The organism is Streptomyces sp. NPDC052114 (assembly GCF_040680155.1).
GTDB lineage: Bacteria > Actinomycetota > Actinomycetes > Streptomycetales > Streptomycetaceae > Streptomyces.
Genome location: NZ_JBFAWC010000012.1, coordinates 269,812 through 290,914 on the forward strand (window position 1 = coordinate 269,812; position 21,103 = coordinate 290,914).

General features: G+C 76.2%; 2 protein-coding genes. Both read left to right on the plus strand.

What is annotated here, in order from left to right; translation table 11 throughout:
* The first annotated feature begins 72 nt into the window (after positions 1-72).
* Positions 73-10,920 (plus strand): type I polyketide synthase, encoded by a 10,848-nt coding sequence (locus AB0L89_RS26820; RefSeq protein ID WP_365145800.1) that lies wholly within the window; start codon positions 73-75, stop codon positions 10,918-10,920.
* Between the two features lie 48 nt (positions 10,921-10,968).
* Positions 10,969-20,967: an SDR family NAD(P)-dependent oxidoreductase gene (locus tag AB0L89_RS26825; RefSeq protein WP_365145803.1), complete on the plus strand. Its 9,999-nt coding sequence runs from the start codon at positions 10,969-10,971 to the stop codon at positions 20,965-20,967.
* The last annotated feature ends 136 nt before the right edge of the window (positions 20,968-21,103 follow it).

Consider the following 21,103-nt stretch of genomic DNA (forward strand, 5'->3'; position numbering starts at 1 on the left):
CGGCAGGCGGGCGACCCCGCTGCCATGTGAACCCACCTGCTGACTGCATTTGTTGGATCGGAAGAGGATTGGATGTCGAACGAGCAGAAGCTCCGCGAGTACCTGAAGCAGGCGGTTGCCGACGCCCGCGACTCCTACGCACGGCTGCGCGCCGTGGAGGAGGCCGCCCGTGAACCGCTCGCCGTCGTCGGCATGAGCTGCCGGTTCCCCGGTGGGGTGCAGACCCCCGAGGACCTGTGGCAGCTGGTCGCCGAGGGGCGGGCGGGCATCGCGGACTTCCCCGCGGACCGCGGCTGGGACCTGGGTGCCCTCTACGACCCGGACGGGCTGCGCCCGCGCAGCTCCTACATCCGCAAGGGCGGGTTCATCGACGGCGCCGCCGACTTCGACGCGGAGTTCTTCGAGATATCCCCGCGCGAGGCCCTCGCGATGGACCCGCAGCAGCGGGTCCTCCTGGAGGCCTCCTGGGAGGCGTTCGAGCGGGCCGGGATCGACCCGGGCACGCTGCGCGGCGAGAGCGCGGGGGTCTTCGTCGGCGGCGTCCTGTCCGGGTACGGCTCGAACGTGGGCAACACGCAGGACAGCGAGGGCTACCTCCTGACCGGCAACGCCTCCAGCATCTTCTCCGGCCGCATCTCCTACACGTACGGCTTCGAGGGACCGGCCGTCACCGTCGACACCGCCTGCTCGTCCTCGCTGACCGCGCTGCACCTCGCGGCGCAGTCGCTGCGCAACAAGGAGAGCTCGCTGGCCCTGGTGGGCGGCGTGATGGTGATGTCGACCCCGGCGGCCTTCACCGAGTTCAGCAAGCAGCGCGGTCTCTCCCAGGACGGCCTGTGCAAGGCGTTCGCCGCCTCCGCCGACGGCACCGCCTGGGGCGAGGGCGTCGGCGTACTCCTCGTCGAGCGGCTCTCGGACGCCCGCCGCAACGGCCACCGCGTCCTCGCCGTCATCAAGGGCTCGGCCGTCAACCAGGACGGCGCCTCGAACGGCCTGACCGCGCCCAACGGCCCCTCCCAGCAGCGCGTCATCCGCCAGGCCCTCGCCAACGCCGGGCTCTCCCCGGCCGACGTCGACGCCCTGGAGGCGCACGGCACCGGCACCACCCTCGGCGACCCGATCGAGGCGCAGGCGCTGCTGGCCACCTACGGCCAGGACCGGCCCGAGGACCGTCCGCTGCTGCTCGGCTCGGTGAAGTCCAACATCGGGCACACCCAGTCGGCGGCCGGCATCGCGGGCGTCATCAAGATGGTGCTCGCCCTGCAGCACGGCGTCATCCCCCCGACCCTGCACGTCGACGAGCCCACCCCGCACGTCGACTGGACCGCGGGCGCCGTCGAGCTCGTCACCGAGCCCGTCGCCTGGCCCGAGACGGGCCGCCCGCGCCGGGCCGCCGTCTCCTCGTTCGGCATCAGCGGCACCAACGCCCACGTCATCCTCGAACAGGCCCCCGAGCCCGAGGAGCCGGACACCGGGGCGCCCGCCGCCGACACCGAGGGAGCCCCGCCGGTCCTCACCGGCGTCGTACCGCCCTGGCCGCTGTCCGCCAAGAACGAGGCCACGCTGTACGACCAGGCCGCACGGCTGCGCACCTTCGTCGGCACGGCGGGCGACACCGCCGCCCCCGACGCGGACGCCGTCGCCGCCGCGCTGGTCCGCACCCGCGCCGCCTTCACCCGCCGCGCCGTCGTCCTCGGCGACGAGCGCACCGCGGCCCTGACCGCGCTCGCCGACGGCACGGCGGACGCCCCCGGTCTGGTGCACGGCACCGCGCGCCCCGGCGCCAAGGTCGCGTTCGTCTTCCCCGGCCAGGGCGCCCAGTGGGTCGGCATGGCCACCGGGCTGATCACGTCCTCGCCCGTCTTCGCCGACGCCATGCGCGCCTGCGCCGACGCCCTGGCGCCGCACACCGACTGGCGGTTGCTCGACGTCCTCGGCGACGAGCAGGCCCTCAAGCGCGTCGACGTGGTGCAGCCCGCGCTGTGGGCCGTCATGGTCTCCCTCGCGAAGGTCTGGCAGGCCGCGGGCGTCACCCCCGACGTCGTGGCCGGACACTCGCAGGGCGAGATCGCCGCCGCCTGCGCCGCCGGGATCCTCACCCTGGCGGACGGGGCGCGTCTGGTCGCGCTGCGCAGCCGCACCATCGCCGAGGACCTCGCGGGCCAGGGCGGCATGGTCTCCCTCGCCGCCTCCGCCGAGCGCGCCGCCGAACTCCTCGGCGGGCGCGAGGGCGTGTGGGTCGCTGCCGTCAACGGCCCCGGGGCCACGGTCGTCGCGGGCGCCCCCGAGGTGCTCGCCGAGGTCTCCGAGGCCGCCGAGGCCGCGGGCGTCCGCGCCCGCACCATCCCGGTCGACTACGCCTCGCACACCCCGCACGTCGAGAGCATCCGCACCCGGCTCCTCGAGGTCGCCGAGCCGATCGAGCCGCGCGCCGGCACCGTGCCCATGCACTCGTCGGTGACGGTGGAGCCCCTCGACACGGCCACCGAGGCCGACGCGCAGTACTGGTACCAGAACCTGCGCCGGCCCGTGCGGTTCGCCGAGACGGTCGCCGCGCTGCTCGACCGGGGCATCGACACCTTCGTCGAGATCAGCCCGCACCCCGTGCTCGCCCCCGCCGTCGAGGACGTCGCGGCCGCCGCGGGCCGCGGCGACGTCGTGGTCTCCGGCACCCTGCGCCGCGACCAGGACGAGAGCGCCGCGCTGACCCGCGCCGCCGCCGCGCTGTGGACCCGTGGCGTGCCCGTCTCCTGGGACGCCTTCCTGGACACCGTGGCCGCCACCGCCACCCCGGCCGCCGTGGCCGAGGCCGCCGAGCTGCCGACGTACCCCTTCCAGCGGCGCCGCTACTGGATGGAGGGACCGGCAGGCACCGGCGACGCCGCGGGCATCGGGCTCGACCCCGTCGCGCACCCGCTGCTCGCCGCCGCCACCGTCCCCGCCGAGTCCGGCACGACCGTGCTCACCGGGCGCCTCTCGCTGCCCACCCACCCCTGGCTGGCCGACCACGCGCTCCTGGAGACCGTGCTCCTGCCGGGCACCGCCTTCCTCGAACTCGCGCTCGCCGCGGGCCGCGAGACCGGCTGCGGCCGCGTCCAGGAACTCACCCTGGAGCGGCCCCTCACCCTCACCCAGGACACCGGGGTCACCGTCCAGGTCCAGGTCTCCGAGGCCGACGAGAACGGCGCGCGCTCCGCTGCCGTCTACTCCCGCTCCGGCACGGCCGACCAGGACGAGCCCGCCGAGTGGATCCGCCACGCCACCGCCACCCTCGCGGCCGAGGAGCCCCAGGAGACGGACGGGTTCGGCGACCTCCAGGGCGCCTGGCCGCCCGCCGGCGCCACCGCCGTCGAGATGGGCGACTTCTACGACGCGCTGTTCGAGCGCGGCTACGAGTACGGCCCCGCCTTCCAGGGCCTCCAGTCCGTCTGGCGGCGCGGCGACGACGTGTTCGCCGAGGTCGCCCTGCCCGAGGAGGCGAGTGCCGAGGAGTTCCTCGTCCACCCGGCGCTCCTCGACGCCGCCCTCCACGCCATGGGCCTGGGCGGGCTGTTCGGGGACGAGGGCACGGTCCGCCTGCCGTTCGCCTGGTCCGGCGTGCAGAGCTGGACCGACGGTGCCACCGCGCTGCGCGTCCGGCTGAGCGCGGCGGGCGAGGACGGCGTACGGCTGCGCGCCACGGACACCGCGGGCACGCCCGTCGCCTCCGTGGACGAGCTGGTCCTGCGTCCGCTGTCCGCCGCCGACGTGCGCACCGTCCCCACCCGCTCGCTGTACGTCCCGCGCTGGGACGCCTGGCAGCCCGCGCCGACGGACGAAGCCCGCACCGCGCTCTGGAACCCGGGCGCCCCGCTCGCCGACGTGCTCGGTGACGAGCCGGAGTTGGTGCTGCTCGACTGCACCGCGCAGGGCCTGCCCGAAGCCGTCGACGTACCGGCCGCGGCGCACGCGCTGACCGGCGCCGTGCTGGCCCGAGTGCAGGAGTGGCTCGCCCAGGAGACGCCCGCGGCGGCGCGCCTCGCCGTGCTGACGCGCGGCGCCGTCGGCATCGCGCCCGAGGAACTGCCCGACCCGGCGCAGGCCTCCGTGCGCGGCCTGCTGCGCTCCGCCATGTCCGAGAACCCGGACCGTTTCCTGCTGGTGGACACCGACGGCGAGAGCGCCGACGTGTCCGCCGCCGTCCTCGCCGCGGCCGTCGCCGAGGGCGAGCCGGAGGTCGCCCTGCGCGGCGACGCCGTGTTCGTCCCGCGCCTGACCCGCCCCGACACCGCCGCTTCCGGCACGGGTGCGGAGTGGTCGGGCGAGGGCCCGGTGCTCGTGACGGGCGGCACGGGTGTGGTGGGTGCCGCGGTGGCGCGGCACCTCGTGGCGGCTCACGGTGTGCGTGAGCTGGTGCTGGTGAGCCGTCGGGGCGAACAGGCCCCGGGGACGGCCGAGTTGGTGGCCGAGCTGACCGGTCTGGGTGCCCGTGCGCGGGTGGTGGCGTGTGACGTGGCCGTCCGTGGCGAGGTGGAGCGGCTGCTGGCCGATCTGCCGGACGTACGGGGAATCGTGCACGCGGCCGGTGCGGTGGACGACGGCGTGGTGCCGGGTCTGACCGCGGAGCGGCTGGAGTCGGTGCTGCGCCCGAAGGTGGACGCGGCCTGGCACCTGCATGAGCTCACGCGGGACAAGGACCTCGGTCTGTTCGTGCTGTTCTCGTCGGCGGCCGGTGTGTTCGGTTCGCCCGGGCAGGCCAACTACGCCGCCGCGAACGTGTTCCTGGACGCCCTCGCGGTGCGCCGCAGGGCCGAGGGCCTGCCCGCGCAGTCCCTGTCGTGGGGCCTGTGGGAGGAGACCAGCGAGCTGACCGCCACCCTCAGCGAGTCCGACAGGGCCCGCCTCGACCGCGGTGGTCTGCGGACGCTCGGCACCGAGGAGGGCCTCGCCCTCTTCGACCAGTCCCTGGCCCTCGACGCCCCGCACCTGGTGCCCGTACGCCTGGACCTGACGCGCGCCCGCGCCGAAGGACAGCAGGTGCCGCCGCTGCTGCGCGCCCTGGTGCGCACCCCCGCCCGCCGCGCCGGCGGCGCCGCGGGCCGCGGCTGGCGCGCCACCTTCGACGCCACGCCCGAGGCCGAGCGCGAGCAGCTGCTCGTCGACCTCGTCCGCGACCGGGTCGCCGCCGTGCTCGGACACGCCGGCGCCGAAGAGGTCCCCGTCGACCGGGGGTTCAAGGACCTCGGCTTCGACTCGCTGACCGCCGTGGAGCTGCGCAACCGCCTCAACGACCTCACCGGCACCCGGCTGCCCGCCACCCTCGTCTTCGACTACCCGACCCCGGCCGTGCTCGGCGCCCACCTGCACCAGCTGCTCGCCGGCACCGCCGTGCGGCAGCAGGCCGCCGTGGCCCGTGTCGTGGCGGACGACGAGCCCATCGCCATCGTCGGCATGAGCTGCCGCTTCCCCGGAAACGTCGACTCGCCCGAGGACCTGTGGCAGCTGCTCGCCGACGGCGGCGAGGGCATCAGCGCCTTCCCGTCGGACCGCGACTGGGCCCTCGACTCGTTCTTCGACCCCACCGGCGAACGCCCCGGCACCTCGCTGGTCGACCAGGGCGGCTTCCTGCACGACGCCGCCGACTTCGACGCCTCCTTCTTCGGGATCTCCCCGCGCGAGGCCGTCACCATGGACCCCCAGCACCGGATGCTCCTCGAACTGTCCTGGGAGGCCATCGAGCGGGCCGGCGTCGACCCGACCCGGCTGCGCGGCAGCAGGACCGGCGTCTTCTCCGGCCTGATGTACCACGAGTACGCCGCCCGGCTGCGCTCCGTGCCCGAGGACGTCGCCGGCTTCCTCAGCAACGGCAACGCGGGCAGCGTCGCCACCGGCCGCGTCTCCTACACCCTCGGCTTCGAGGGCCCCGCCGTGACCGTGGACACCGCCTGCTCCTCGTCCCTGGTCGCGCTGGACATGGCGGTCAGCGCGCTGCAGCGCGCCGAGTGCGACCTCGCGCTCGCGGGCGGCGTCACCGTGATGTCCACGCCGACGATCTTCGCGGAGTTCACCCGTCAGCGCGGCCTTGCGCACGACGGCCGCTGCAAGGCCTTCTCCGACCGCGCGGACGGCATGGGCGTCGCCGAGGGCGCGGGCATGGTCCTGGTCGAGCGGCTCTCGGACGCCGTGCGCAACGGTCACCGCGTCCTCGCCGTCATCAAGGGTTCGGCCGTCAACCAGGACGGCGCCTCGAACGGCCTGACCGCGCCCAACGGCCCCTCGCAGCAGCGGGTCATCCGCCAGGCCCTCGCCAACGCGGGCCTCGGCACGTCCGACGTGGACGTGGTGGAGGCGCACGGCACGGGCACGTCGCTCGGCGACCCGATCGAGGCGCAGGCGCTGCTCGCCACGTACGGCCAGGAACGCGCCGACCGGCAGCCCGTGCTGCTCGGTTCGGTGAAGTCGAACATCGGCCACACCCAGGCCGCGGCCGGCATCGCGGGCGTCATGAAGATGGTGCTCGCCCTGCGGCACGGCACCGTGCCGCGCACCCTGCACGTCGAACGCCCCAGCGAGCACATCGACTGGACCGCGGGCGCCGTCGAGCTGGCCACCGAATCCGTCGCCTGGCCCGAGACGGGCCGCCCGCGCCGGGCCGCCGTCTCCTCGTTCGGCATCAGCGGCACCAACGCCCACGTCATCCTCGAACAGGCCCCCGAGCCCGAGGAGCCGAAGCCGGCCGGCGACGCCCCCGAGCCCGTGCTCGCCGCGGCCGACGGCGCCGTACTCCCGTGGCCCGTCTCGGCCAGGACGCCCGCCGCGCTGCGCGGCCAGGCCGGCCGGCTGCGCGCCCTGGCCGCCGCCGGCACCGACCCGACGGCGACCGCCGCCGCGCTCGTCGCGACGCGCACCGCCTTCGACGAGCGCGCCGTCGTCCTCGCCGCGGGCCCCGAGGGCTTCGTCGAGGGCCTGACCGCCCTGGCCCGCCAGGACTCCGAGGTGCCCGGCCTCGTCTCCGGGACCGTGCGTCCCGGCGCGAACGTGGCCTTCGTCTTCCCCGGCCAGGGCGCCCAGTGGACCGGCATGGCGCTCGGACTCATGGAGTCCTCCCCGGTGTTCGACACCTGGCTGCGGCGCTGCGCCGACGAGCTGTCGGCGCACACCGACTGGAACCTGCTCGACGTGCTCGGCGACAAGCAGGCCCTGGAGCGGGTCGACGTCGTGCAGCCCGCGCTGTGGGCCGTCATGGTCTCCCTCGCCGCGGTCTGGCAGGAGAGCGGCATCAGCCCGTCCGTGGTCGTCGGCCACTCGCAGGGCGAGATCGCCGCGGCCTGCGTGGCGGGCGCGCTGTCGCTGGCCGACGGCGCCCGGCTCGTGGCGCTGCGCAGCCGCGTCATCGCCGAGGAGCTCGCCGGACGCGGCGGCATGGCCTCGCTGACCGTGCCCGCCGACCAGGCCCAGGCCCTCATCGACCGGTACGCGGCCTCCGACGAGGACGCCGACCCGGCGACCGGCGTGGTCATCGCCGCGGTGAACGGCCCCGGCGCGGTCGTCGTCGCCGGTGACGAGGGACCGCTGCGGCGGCTCCTCGACGGCTGCGAGGCCGACGGGGTCCGCGCCCGCCGCATCCCCGTGACCTACCCCTCGCACGCCCCCCAGGTCGAACTCATCGAGGACCGCCTCCTGAAGGAGCTCGGCGACGTCGACTCCGCGCGGCCCCGGGTGACCTGGCACTCCACCGTGACCGGGGAGCACGTCGCGGAGGCCGAGGCCGACGCCGCGTACTGGTACCGCAATCTGCGGCAGCCCGTGCGCTTCGCCGAAGTCGTCGCCGAACTCCTGGCGTCCGGCGTCGACACCTTCGTCGAGATCAGCCCGCACCCGGTGACCACCGCGGCCCTGGAGGACGCCGCGCTGAACGCCGGTGGACGCGAGGTCGTCGTCACCGGCACCCTGCGCCGCGACGAGGACGAGCGCACGGCACTGCTGCGCAACGCCGCCACCCTGTGGACCCGCGGCCTCGGCGTCGACTGGACGGCCCTGACGCCCGCCCCGGACCCGGCGGCGGACCCCGTCGACCTGCCGACGTACGCCTTCCAGCGCGAGCGCTACTGGCTGGACGCGCCGCAGGACTTCGGCGACCCGGGCGGCGTCGGCCAGGAGGCGACCGACCACCCGGTCCTTGCCGCGGCCGTCGTCCCCGCCGGCACGGACACCCTCCTGCTCACCGGCAGGCTCACCGCCCCGGCGGCGGCCTCGCCCGCCGAGCACACCGTCCTCGACACGGCCGTCGTGCCCGGCGGCGCCGTGCTCGACTGGGTGCTGTACGCGGCGGACCGCCTCGGCCTGCCCGGCGTCGCGCACCTGGAGCAGCACGACCCGCTGCTCCCGCCCGCCGAGGGCGCCCTGCGCGTCCAGGTGATGGCCGCCGCGCCCGACGCCGACGGGAGCCGCGGGCTCACCGTCCACGCGCAGCCCGACGGCGACCCCACGGCGGAGTGGACCCTGCACGCCACCGCCGTGCTGCGCCCCGAGTCCGACGCGGCCGACGAGACGTACGCGCGCCTCGCGGGCGTCTGGCCGCCCGCCGACGCCACCCCGCTGGACGCGGCCGGCCTCTACGGCGAACTCTTCGCCGCGGGGCAGCAGTTCGGCCCGGCGCTCCAGGGGCTGCGCGCGGCCTGGCGCAGCGGCGAGGAGGTCTGTGCCGAGGTGGAACTGCCGGAGCGGGCCGCCGACGGTCTCGCGCCGCGCGCCGCGCTGCTGGAGTCCGTCTGCCACGCCTGGCGCCTGACGGACGCGGGCGGTCCCGGTGCCGCCGGGCCCGTGCAGCCCGCCGTCTGGCGGGGCGTGCGGCCGGGGGCCGAGAGCCTCTTCACGGCCGCGGGCGCGGACGCGGGCGACGACGCCCGGACCGTGCGGGTGCTCCTGTCCCCGGCGGGCGACGGCGCCGTGCGGGTGCGTGCCACGGCCGTGGACGGCACCCCGCTGCTCGGCGCCGACCAGGTCGAGCTGCGCCCGGTGAGTGCGGCCCGGCTGCGCTCCGCGGGTTCGGTCGCCGCCCGTTCGCTGTACGAGGTCCGCTGGGAGCGCCGTCCGTTCGACGCGCCCACGGACGAGGTGCGTTCGCTCCTGTGGGACGGCACGCGGTCGGCCGAGGAAGTCGCGGCCGCCGTCGCCGACGGCGTACGCCTGGTGCTCCTGGACACCGCCGCCCTGCTCGGCGACGGGCCGGGGGAGACCGACGGCGAGGGCCTGCCGCGCCGGGTGCGCGACGCGCTGACCGGCGCGCTCGCCCGCGCCCAGGAGTGGCTGGCCGACGACGCCCTCGCCGACGCGCGGCTCGCCGTGGTCACGCGCGGCGCCGTCGCCCTGGCGGACACCGAGGCGGTGGACCTCACGCAGGCCGCCGTCCGGGGCTTCCTGCGCTCGGCCCGCGCCGAACACCCCGACCGTTTCGTGCTGGTGGACACCGACGGCGAGAGCGCCGACGTGCCCGCCGCCGTCCTCGCCGCGGCCGTCGCCGCCGACGAGCCGGAGGTCGCCCTGCGCGACGGCGAGACGTACGTCCCCAGGCTGTCCCTGATCGGCACGGACACCCGTGCCGGTGCGGGTGCGGAGTGGTCGGGCGAGGGCCCGGTGCTCGTGACGGGCGGTACGGGTGTGGTGGGTGCCGCGGTGGCGCGGCACCTCGTGGCGGCCCATGGCGTGCGGGACGTGGTGCTGGTGAGCCGACGCGGCGAACAGGCGCCGGGCGCACGCGAGGTGGTCGACCGGATCACCGAACTCGGTGCCCGTGCGCGGGTGGTGGCCTGTGACGTGGCCGTCCGTGGCGAGGTGGAGCGGCTGCTGGCCGAACTGCCGGACGTACGGGGCATCGTGCACGCGGCCGGCGCGGTGGACGACGGCGTGGTGTCGGGTCTGACCCCGGAGCGCCTGGAGTCCGTGCTGCGCCCGAAGGTCGACGCGGCCTGGCACCTGCACGAGCTCACGCGGGACAAGGACCTCGACCTGTTCGCGCTGTTCTCGTCGGCCGCCGGTGTGTTCGGCTCGCCCGGACAGGCCAACTACGCCGCCGCGAACGTGTTCCTGGACGCCCTCGCGGTCTGCCGCAGGGCCGAGGGCCTGCCCGCGCACTCGATGGCGTGGGGCCTGTGGGAGGAGACCAGCGAGCTGACCGCCACCCTCAGCGAGGACGAGCTGCGCCGCATGAGCGCGGGCGGCGTCCTGCCGTTCAGCACCGAGGAGGGCCTCGCCCTCTTCGATCGCGCCCTGACCAGCGGACGGGCGCACACCGCCCCCGTCCAGCTGGACCGCGCCCTGCTGCGCGGCGGCGAGGACACGCCCGCGCTGCTGCGCGGCCTGGTGCGCGCCGCCCCGCGCCGCGCCACGGCGCCGGACGCCCAGACGCTGCGCAGCCGGCTCTCCGCGCTGCCGGCGGCCGAGCGGACGGACGCGCTCCTGGAGACGGTGCGCGGCCAGATCGCCGAGGTGCTCAAGTACGGCACCGCCGAGCAGATCTCGGCCACCCGGTCCTTCACGGAGCTCGGCTTCGACTCGCTGACCGCCGTGGAACTGCGCAACCGCCTCGCGCGGATGGCCGGCACCCGGCTGCCCACCACGCTCGTCTTCGACTACCCCACGCCCGAGGCGCTCACCGGACACCTCCTCGGGATCCTGCTGCCCGAGACGGCGGCCGAGGAGTGGGGCAAGGAGACCGTCGACCGCCTGGAGGCCATGCTCGACGACGAGCGGGACGAGGCCGAGGTCAGCCGTCTGACGGCCCGTCTGGAGACCCTGCTGCTGCGCTGGCGGGAACGCTCCAGGACGCTCGCGGGCGCCGCCCCCGGCGGCCGGGACGAGGAGCTCGGGGCCGACGAGCTGAGCTCGGTCAGCGAGGAAGAGCTGCTCCGCTACATCGACGACGAGATCGGGCTGAGCTGATGCAGGCACGGCCCACCAGCACCACGCGTACAACGAGGGGTTTCGTTCATGGCTGAGAAAGAGCAGGTCGTCGAGTACCTGAAGCGGGTGACGGCGGACCTGAAGCGCACCAGGGACCGGGTCCGGGACCTGGAGGAGACCGAGCGGGAGCCCATCGCCATCGTGGGCATGGGCTGCCGTTTCCCCGGCGGGGCCGGCACGCCCGAGGCGTTCTGGGACCTGCTGCGCGACGGCGTCGACGCCATGAGCGACTTCCCCGCCGACCGGGGCTGGCAGCAGCCCGAGGGCGGCACCCGTCCGCAGGGCGGATTCCTCGACACGGCCACCGAGTTCGACGCGGGCTTCTTCGGGATATCCCCGCGCGAGGCCCTGGAGATGGACCCGCAGCAGCGGCTGCTCCTGGAGACCTCCTGGGAGACCCTGGAGCGCGCCGGGATCGACGCGGCCACCCTGCACGGCAGCGGGACCGGCGTGTTCATCGGCGTCAACGGCGCCGACTACCCCGGCATGCTCAACCACGCCGGGCACGAGTCCCTCGGCCATCTGCTGACCGGCAACGCCTCCAGCGTCGTCTCCGGCCGCGTCTCCTTCGCCCTCGGCTTCGAGGGCCCGGCAGTGACCGTGGACACCGCGTGCTCCGCCTCCCTCGTGGCGCTGCACCTGGCGGCCCGCGCGCTGCGCTCCGGCGACTGCCCGCTGGCCCTGGTCGGCGGCGTCACCGTGATGTCGACCCCCGGTGTCTTCGCGGAGTTCGGCAAGCAGGGCGGTCTCGCCGCCGACGCCCGGTGCAAGGCGTTCGCCGAGGGCGCCGACGGCACCGCGTGGGGCGAGGGCGTCGGCGTACTGCTCGTCGAGCGGCTCTCCGACGCGCGGCGCAACGGTCACCAGGTCCTCGCCGTCGTGCGCGGCTCGGCCGTCAACCAGGACGGCGCCTCGAACGGCCTGACCGCGCCCAACGGCCCCTCGCAGCAGCGGGTCATCCGCCAGGCGCTCGCCAACGCGGGCCTCGCCGCGTCCGACGTGGACGTGGTGGAGGCGCACGGCACGGGCACGTCGCTCGGCGACCCGATCGAGGCGCAGGCGCTGCTCGCCACCTACGGCCAGGAACGATCGGGCGAGCACGCGCTGTTGCTCGGATCCGTGAAGTCCAACATCGGTCACACGCAGGCCGCGGCCGGTGTCGCCGGTGTCATCAAGATGGTGCTGGCGATGCGGCACGGCGTCGTCCCCCCGACCCTGCACGTGGACGAGCCCAGCAGCCATGTCGACTGGGCCTCCGGCGCCGTCGAGCTGGCCACGGACCGGGTCGACTGGCCGGGGCGGGGGCCGCGCCGCGCGGGCGTGTCCTCCTTCGGCATCAGCGGCACCAACGCCCACGTCATCCTCGAACAGGCCCCCCAGGAACCGGCCGCCGAAGAGGAGGCGGCCGACGCGGCGCCCGCGGTGTCGGCACCCGACGTACTGCCGTGGGTGCTCTCCGCCAAGTCGCCGTCCGCGCTGCGCGCCCAGGCCGCCCGGCTGCGGGACCACGCCGCCGCGGGCGCCGACCTCGCGGGCACGGCGCTCGCGCTGGCCACCACCCGCACCGCCTTCGAGCACCGGGCCGTCGTCCTGGGCGAGGACACCGAGGGACTCACCAAGGCCCTCGACGCCCTCGCCGACCAGGGCGCGGCGGGCCGCCACCTCGTCCACGGCACGGCACGCCCCGGCGCCAAGACCGCCTTCGTCTTCGCCGGGCAGGGCGCCCAGTGGGTGGGCATGGGCCGGCAGTGGTACGAGCGACTGCCGGCGTTCGCCGCCGCGTTCGACGCCGTCCGCGCCGCCGCCGACCCGAAGCTCGACGTCCCGCTGGCGGACGTGGTGCTCGCCGGGTCCGACGGACACCCCGCCGAGCACGGGGAACTGATCCACCGGACCCAGTACACCCAGATCGCCCTCTTCGCCGTCGAGGTCGCGCTGTTCCGCACCCTGGAGGCCTGGGGCGTACGTCCCGACGTCGTCCTCGGCCACTCCATCGGCGAGATCGCCGCCGCCCACGTCGCCGGGGTGCTCTCCCTGGACGACGCGGTCACCCTGGCCGTCGCCCGCGGCGCCCTCATGCAGCGACTGCCGGACGGCGGCGCCATGCTGGCGCTCGACGCCACCCAGGAGCAGGCCGAGGCCTGGCTGGCCGCCCTGCCCGAGGAGCACCGCGCACAGGTCGCGATCGCCGCCGTCAACGGCCCCTCCGCCGTCGTCGTGTCCGGCGCGTCGGACGCCGTGGACCAGGTGGCCGAGGCCGCCGACCGGGCGGGCCGGCGCACCCGCAGGCTCCAGGTCAGCCACGCCTTCCACTCGCCGCTGATGGAGCCGATGCTCGACGAGTTCCGCGCCGTGCTCGCGGGCCTCTCCTTCGCCCGCCCGGAGATCCCGCTGGTCTCCACCGTCACCGGTGAGCCCGCGGCGGACGACATCACCTCGCCGGACTACTGGGTGCGCCACGCCCGGCAGGCCGTCCGCTTCCAGGACGCCGTGCGCGCCGCGGCCCCGCGCGTGGACGCCTTCCTGGAGATCGGCCCGCACGCCGTCCTCACCCGCCCCCTGGAGGACAGCCTCCCCGAGGGCCACTCCGCCACCGTCACCTCGGTCGCCCACCGCGAACGGCCCCTGGTCGCCGCGCTGCTGCGGGCCGTCGGCGCGCTGTGGACCGGCGGCGCGGCCGTGGACTGGCGTGCGCTGCTGCCCGCCGTGCCCGCCGCCCAGGACCTGCCCACCTACGCCTTCGAACGCCGGCGGTACTGGCCGCGTGTCTCCTCGCGCGGCACCGGTGACGTGAGCGGCGCCGGACTCGCGGGCCTGGACCACCCGCTCCTCGGCGCGGCCGTCAGCGTCGCCGACGGTTCCTCCGCGGGCGGCGCGGTGCTCACCGGCCGGATCTCCCTGGCCACCCACCCCTGGCTCGCCGACCACGCCATCGTGGGCGCCGTCCTCCTGCCGGGCACCGCCTTCGTCGAACTCGCCCTGCGCGCGGGCCGGCACGTCGGCTGCGGCGGGCTCCGCGACCTCACCCTGGAGACGCCGCTCGTCCTCACCCCCGAGGGCGCCGTGCAGATCCAGGTCGGCGTCGGCCCCGCGGACGACCGGGGCAACCGGCCCGTCGTCGTGCACTCGCGCCCCGAACCGCTCGACGACGGCACCAGCGGCGCCGAGGCGGAGTGGATCCGGCACGCCCAGGGCGTGGTCGCCCCGGCCACCGATCCGACGCCGGACGCCGACGACTTCGGCGCCGTCACCGGCGAGGTGTGGCCGCCGCGCGGCGCCGCCCCGGTGGAGATCGACGACTTCTACCCCGCGCTCGCCGAGGGCGGCTACGCGTACGGCCCCACCTTCCAGGGGCTGCGCAATGCCTGGCGGCGCGGCACCGACTTCTTCGCCGACGTGGAGCTGCCCGAGGACGCGGCGGACGACGTCGCGGGCTTCGGCGTCCACCCCGCCCTGCTCGACGCCGCCCTGCACGGCATCGGCCTGGCCGGTGCGGGCGAGGAGGGCGAGGACACCGCGCGGATCCCGTTCGCGTGGACCGGCGTGCGGCTGTGGGCGAGCGGCGCCCGCACCGTCCGCGTCTGTCTGTCGACCACGGGCACCGCCGCCGTCCGCGTGCGGATCGCGGACGCCGCGGGCGCCCCCGTCGTCGGCATCGACGAACTCGTGCTGCGGCCGGTCACGGAGACCCCCGTCGCCCCGGCGCGCGCCGTGGTCGCCGAGTCGCTGTTCACCGAGGCCTGGGAGCCCCGGAAGGCCCTCGCGCAGGGCGCCGCCGAGAGCGCGGCCCCGCCGGTCTGGGGCGCCGGCACCTCCGTCGAGGAACTGGCCGCCGCCGTGGCCGAAGGCGCCGACACCGTCCTCCTGGACTGCACCGGACAGGGCGGCGCCGACGTCCTCGCCGGAGCACGAGCGGGCGCGGGCCACGCCCTGGAGCACGTCCACGGGTGGCTGGCGCACGACGGCCTCGCCGCGGCCCGGCTGGCCGTCCTGACCCGGGGAGCCGTCGAGGCACGCCCCGGCGACGGCGCCGACCCCGCGCAGGCCGCGGTGCACGGCCTGGTGCGCTCGGCCCGCTCCGAGCACCCCGGGCGGTTCGCGCTGCTCGACCTGGCGCCCGGCACCGACGCCGACGACATCCCCTGGGCCGCCGTGCGCGCCGCGCTCGCCGACCAGGAGACCGAGCTGGCCGTGCGCGACGGCGACGTCCTCGTGCCGCGCCTGGTGCGCGCCGCGCCCGCCGCCGAGGCCCCCGCCGCGTACTCCGGGCAGGGCACCGTCCTGGTCACCGGCGGCACCGGCGTCATCGGCTCCGCGGTCGCCCGGCACCTGGTCACCGCCCACGGGGTGCGCGACCTGGTCCTCGCCGGACGGCGCGGCGCCGACGCCCCGGGCGCGAGTGAACTCGCGGAAGAACTGCGGGAGTTCGGCGCCGAGGTGCGCCTTGCCGGCTGTGACGTGTCGCGGCGGGAGGCGCTGGCCGAACTCGTCGACTCCCTGCCCGAGCTGCGGGGCGTCGTCCACGCGGCGGGCGTCCTCGACGACGGCATGGTCACCGCCCAGACGCCCGAGCGCCTGGACACCGTGCTGCGGCCCAAGGCCGACGCCGCCTGGCACCTGCACGAGCTCACCCGGGACCGCGACCTCGAACTGTTCGCGCTGTTCTCCTCCGCCGCCGGTGTCTTCGGCTCCCCGGGCCAGGCCAACTACGCGTCCGCCAACACCTTCCTGGACGCCCTCGCCCGGCACCGCCGCGCCGCGGGACTGCCCGCGCACTCGCTGGCCTGGGGCCTGTGGGCCGACCTCAGCGCCATGACGGGCACCCTCAGCGACACCGACCTGGGCCGGCTCGACCGCGGCGGCCTGCGGGCCCTGAGCGCCGACGAGGGCCTGGCCCTGTTCGACGCCTCGGTCCGGCTGACCGCGCCCGTCGCCGTACCCGTACGCCTGGACCTGCGCGGCCAGAGCGACCCGCCCGCGCTGCTGCGCTCCCTGGTCAGGGCCGCCCCGCGGCGCGCCTCGGCCACCCCGGCGGCCGCCTCATCGGCGTGGCACGGACGGCTCCTCGGCATGGCGGCGGCGGAGCGCGCGGCCGCCCTCGTCGACCTGGTGCGCGAGCACGTCGCCACCGTCCTCGGCCACGGCGCGCCCGAGGACATCGCGCCCGGCCAGTCCTTCGACGCCCTCGGCTTCGACTCGCTGACCGCCGTCGAACTGCGCAACCGCCTCGCCGAGTTCACCGAGGTCCAGCTGCCCACCACCCTCGTCTTCGACTACCCGAGCCCCGAGGCGCTCGCGGCCTTCCTGGACGAGGCGCTGGCGGGCCCCGCCGACCAGGGCGCCCGTGCCGCGCGGGTGCGGGCCACCGACGACGACCCGATCGCCGTCGTCGGCATGGCCTGCCGCTACCCCGGCGGCGTCGGCTCCCCCGAAGAGCTGTGGGAGATGGTGCTCGCGGGACGCGAGGGCATCGGCGGGTTCCCCGACGACCGTGGCTGGGACCTGGAGCGGCTCTACGACCCCGAGCCCGGCCGCACCGGTGCCACCTACGTCCGCGAGAGCGGATTCCTGTACGACGCGGCCGAGTTCGACGCGGGCTTCTTCGGCGTCTCGCCGCGCGAGGCCACCACCATGGACCCGCAGCACCGCCTGCTCCTGGAGGCCTCCTGGGAGGCCATCGAGCGCGCGGGCATCGACCCGACGAGCCTGCGGCACAGCAAGACCGGCGTCTACGCCGGCCTGATGCACCACGACTACGTCGCACGGCTCCAGGAGATCCCCGAGGAGATCGCCGGCTACCTCAGCAACGGCACCGCGGGCAGCGTCGCCTCCGGCCGCATCGCCTACACCCTCGGCCTGGAGGGCCCTGCCGTGACCCTCGACACGGCCTGCTCGTCCTCCCTGGTCGCCCTGGACATGGCCGTGTCCGCGCTGCGCAGCGGTGCCTGCGACCTCGCGCTGGCCGGCGGCGTCGCCGTCATGGCGACCCCCGGGGTGTTCACCGAGTTCGGCAAGCAGGGCGGTCTCGCCCCCGACGGCCGCTGCAAGGCCTTCGCGGACGGCGCCGACGGCACCTCCTGGGGCGAGGGCGTCGGCATGCTGCTCGTCGAGCGGCTCTCCGACGCGCGCCGCAACGGCCACCAGGTCCTCGCCGTCGTGCGCGGCACGGCCGTCAACCAGGACGGCGCCTCCAACGGCATGACGGCCCCCAACGGCCCCTCCCAGCAGCGCGTCATCCGCGCGGCGCTGGCCGGAGCGGGCCTCGGTGCCGCCGACGTGGACGTGGTCGAGGCGCACGGCACGGGTACGTCGCTCGGCGACCCGATCGAGGCGCAGGCGCTGCTCGCCACGTACGGCCAGGAGCGCACGGGCGGACGCGCGCTGCTGCTGGGGTCGGTGAAGTCGAACATCGGGCACACGCAGGCCGCGGCCGGTGTCGCCGGTGTCATCAAGATGGTGATGGCGATGCGGCACGGCGTCGTCCCGCCCACCCTGCACGTCAACAGCCCCAGCGGCCACGTCGACTGGTCCTCCGGCGCCGTGGAACTGGTCACCGAGCCCACGGCCTGGCCGGGGCAGGGACCGCGCCGCGCGGGCGTGTCCTCGTTCGGCATCAGCGGCACCAACGCCCACGTCATCCTCGAACAGGCCCCGCAGGACACGGCGGGGCCGAAGGGCGACGACGGCGCGGCCGGAGTGCTGCCGTGGGTGCTGTCCGCCAAGTCGCCGTCCGCGCTGCGCGACCAGGCCGCCCGGCTGCGGGACCACGCCGGCGCGCGGGACACGGACGTGCCCGGGACGGCCGTGGCCCTGGCCGCCGGCCGCACCGCCTTCGACCACCGGGCCGTCGTCCTGGCCGAGGACGCCGACGGATTCGCCGCCGCCCTCGACGCCCTGGCCCGCGGGGAGGCCCCCGCCGACGCCGCCGTGCGCGGCACGGCGCGCACCGCGCTCAAGGCCGCGTTCGTCTTCCCCGGACAGGCCGATGGCTGGGCGGAAGCCGCACGCGAACTCCTCGACTCCTCAACGGTGTTCGCGTCCGCCATGGCCGACTGCGCGGCGGCCCTGGCCCCGCACACCGACTTCGCCCTGCTGGACGTGGTGCGCGCCGCGCCCGAGCGGCTGACCGACGCCGCCGTCGCGCGTCCCGCGCTGTGGGCGGTCACGGTGTCGCTCGCCGAGGTGTGGTCGGCCGCGGGCGTCACCCCGTCCGCCGTCGTCGGCCTCGGCGGCGGCGAGATCGCCGCGGCCTGCGCCGCGGGCGTCCTGTCCCGCGCCGACGGCGCCCTGCTCGCCGCGGGCCAGGGCCGGCTGCTCGCCGCGCACGGCGCCGCCGCGCACACCCCGGAACTCGACGCCCTGCGCGAGGAACTGACGGCCCTGGCCGCCGAGGTGACGGTCGGCGGCGACGCACGCGTACGGATGTACTCGGCGGTGACCGGGGCGCGGCTGGCGGCCGACGAACTCGACGCCCGGCACTGGTACCGCGCCCTGCGCGAGCCCGTGCGGCCCGGTGCGGCGGTGAAGGCCCTGCTGGCCGACGGCGTGGACGCCGTCGTCGAGCTCGGCTCCCCGGCCGTTCCCGAGACGGCCGCCGCCGTCGAGGAGATCGCTGCCGCCGACGGACGCGAGGTCCTCGTCACCACCGCCCCGCGGCACGGCGAGGCGGCGCGCCCCGCGCTGCTGCGCACGGCCGCCGAGCTGTGGGCGCGCGGTGCCTCCGTCGACTGGGCGGCCCTGCTCGGCCTGACGGCGCGCCCCGCCGACGTCCCCACGTACGCCTTCCAGCGGCGTCACTACTGGCTGGAGGTCTCCGCGCCCGCCGGTGACGCCGGCACCGTGGGGCTCACCGCGGCCGACCACCCGCTCCTCGCGTGCGCGGTCGAACTCGCGGAGAGCGGCACGGCGCTGCTCACCGGCCGGCTCGCGCAGGCCACCCACCCGTGGCTGGCCGACCACGTGGTCGTGGACACCGTGGTCGTCCCCGGCAGCGTCCTGCTCGACTGGGCGCTGTACGCCGGAGGCCGCCTCGGCTGCGGCCAGGTGGCCGAACTCGCCCTGGAGGCGCCGCTGGTCCTCGACCCGCGGGCGGCCGTGCACGTCCAGGTCCAGGCGGGCCCGGCGGACGACGCCGGACGGCGCCGTCTGACCGTGCACTCCCGGCCCGAGCGCGCGGACGGCGCGGAGACGGGGGAGTGGACGTGCCACGCCCGTGCCGTCGTCGCGCCGGTCCCGCAGGGCGCCGTGGACACGGCGGGTTTCCGTGCCCTGGCCGGTGCCTGGCCGCCGCCGGGCGCCGAGGCCCTCGAACCCGCCGCTGTGTACGCCGGTCTGGCGGAGCGGGGGCACGTGTACGGGCCCGCGTTCCGTGGCCTGCGGGCCGCCTGGCGCAGCGGCGACGACCTCCTCGCCGAGGTGGCGCTGCCCGAGGAGATCTCCGCCGCCGGGCAGGCGTTTGCGGGCGTGCACCCGGCACTGGTCGACGCGGCGCTGCACGCCCGCGCGCCGCACGCGGACGCCTCGGGCGCCGACGACGCCCAGGTGTGGCTGCCGGCCGCCTGGGACCGGGTGCGGGTCCTGGACGCCACGGGCGCGACGAGCCTGCGCGTACGGCTGTCGGACGCCGCGCCGGACGGGGCGGGGGAGCGGACCCTGAGCCTCCACCTCGCCGACGCCACCGGCCGACCGGTGGCCGAGGTGCGCGGGCTGACCCTGCGGGCGGCGCCCGCGGCGGACTTCCGGCGCGACCCGGACGCCGCCGTGCCCGCCCCGGCACGGCCCGCCGCCCGGACCGCCCCCGCCGCCCTGCCCGCGCAGGCCGCGAAGTCCGCCCAGTCCGCGCACGACACCGTCGCGCGGTTCCTCGCCGCGGAGCCGGACCAGCGGGCCCTCCTCCTCCAGGACGTGATCCGCACCGAACTCGCGGCGGTGCTCGGCCACGGCGAGGGCGAAGTCATCGACGTGGACGCCGAGTTCCTCGATCTCGGCGTGGACTCGATGGCGGGCATCGACCTGCGCGCCCGGCTCGGCACGCTGCTCCGGCTGGAGCTGGCGGCCGCCGAGTTGTTCGAGCACCCGACCACGGCGCTGCTCGCCGAGCACCTGGTCGGCCTCGTGGGCACCGCTCCCGACCCGGACGCGGCGGCCCCGGCGACCCCCGCCGGTGCCGTACCCGCCTCGCCGTTCGACAGCCTGGAGGCGCTCTACCGCCAGTCCCACGCGCTGGGGCAGGCGGGCTCGGTGGGCATGGACCTCATCCAGGCCGCGGGCCGGCTGCGGGCCTCGTTCGGCACCGGGACGGTGGCGGACCACCTTCAGGAGCCGGTCCGGCTGGCCAGGGGCGAGGCGGAGCGCGCCGTCCTCGTCTGTGTCCCGGCCATCACCGCGACCGCCGGACCGCTTCAGTACGTCGGGCTCGCCCAGCAGATCCAGGGCGAGCGTGACGTGCTGGTCCTGGTCAACCCCGGCTTCGGCGAAGGGGAGTCGGTGCCCGCGACCTTCGAGGCGTTCCTCGACCTCCAGGTCGAGGCGCTGCGCGCGGCCGTCGGCGAGCGGCCCTACGTGCTCCTCGGGCACTCGGCCGGCGGACTGATCGGCCACGCGCTGGCCATGCGGGCGGAGCAGGCCGGGCTCGCCCCGGCGGCCACCGTCGTCCTGGACGCCTTCCAGGCGGGCACCCAGTTCTCCACCGAGCTGAGCCGGGCCATGATGGACGCCCTCTTCGCCCGCGAACACCTCTTCGGCAAGGGCGCGTTGAGCGGCGTACGGCTCAGCGCGATGGGTCACTACCACACGCTGATGGACGAGTGCGCGATCGCGCCGACCCAGGCGCCGACGCTCTTCCTGCGCCCCGAGGACCCCATGCCGAACCAGGCGGACGCCTTCGACGGCGACGGCTGGCGGGCCTCCTGGTCCTTCCCGCACACGCTGGTCACCACACCGGGCGATCACTTTACGATCATGGAGGACAACATCTCCGCGACGACCGGCGCGATTCGTGCCTGGCTCGCGGAACGAGACATCTGAACGGGACATCTGAACCACCGGGCAGCACACGTCAGTTCAGGGGTGCTGCCCGCCCCCCGGCCCCCGGGGCGGGCCGACCGCTCCGAGCCGCCTGACTCCGCACGAAACCTACAAAGCGGCTCCCCAAAGATCCGTG

Bases quoted from the DNA above. Each gene is read 5' to 3' on its own strand.
- AB0L89_RS26820 (WP_365145800.1), top strand. From the start codon at position 73: ATGTCGAACGAGCAGAAGCTCCGCGAGTACCTGAAGCAGGCGGTTGCC.
- AB0L89_RS26825 (WP_365145803.1), top strand. From the start codon at position 10,969: ATGGCTGAGAAAGAGCAGGTCGTCGAGTACCTGAAGCGGGTGACGGCG.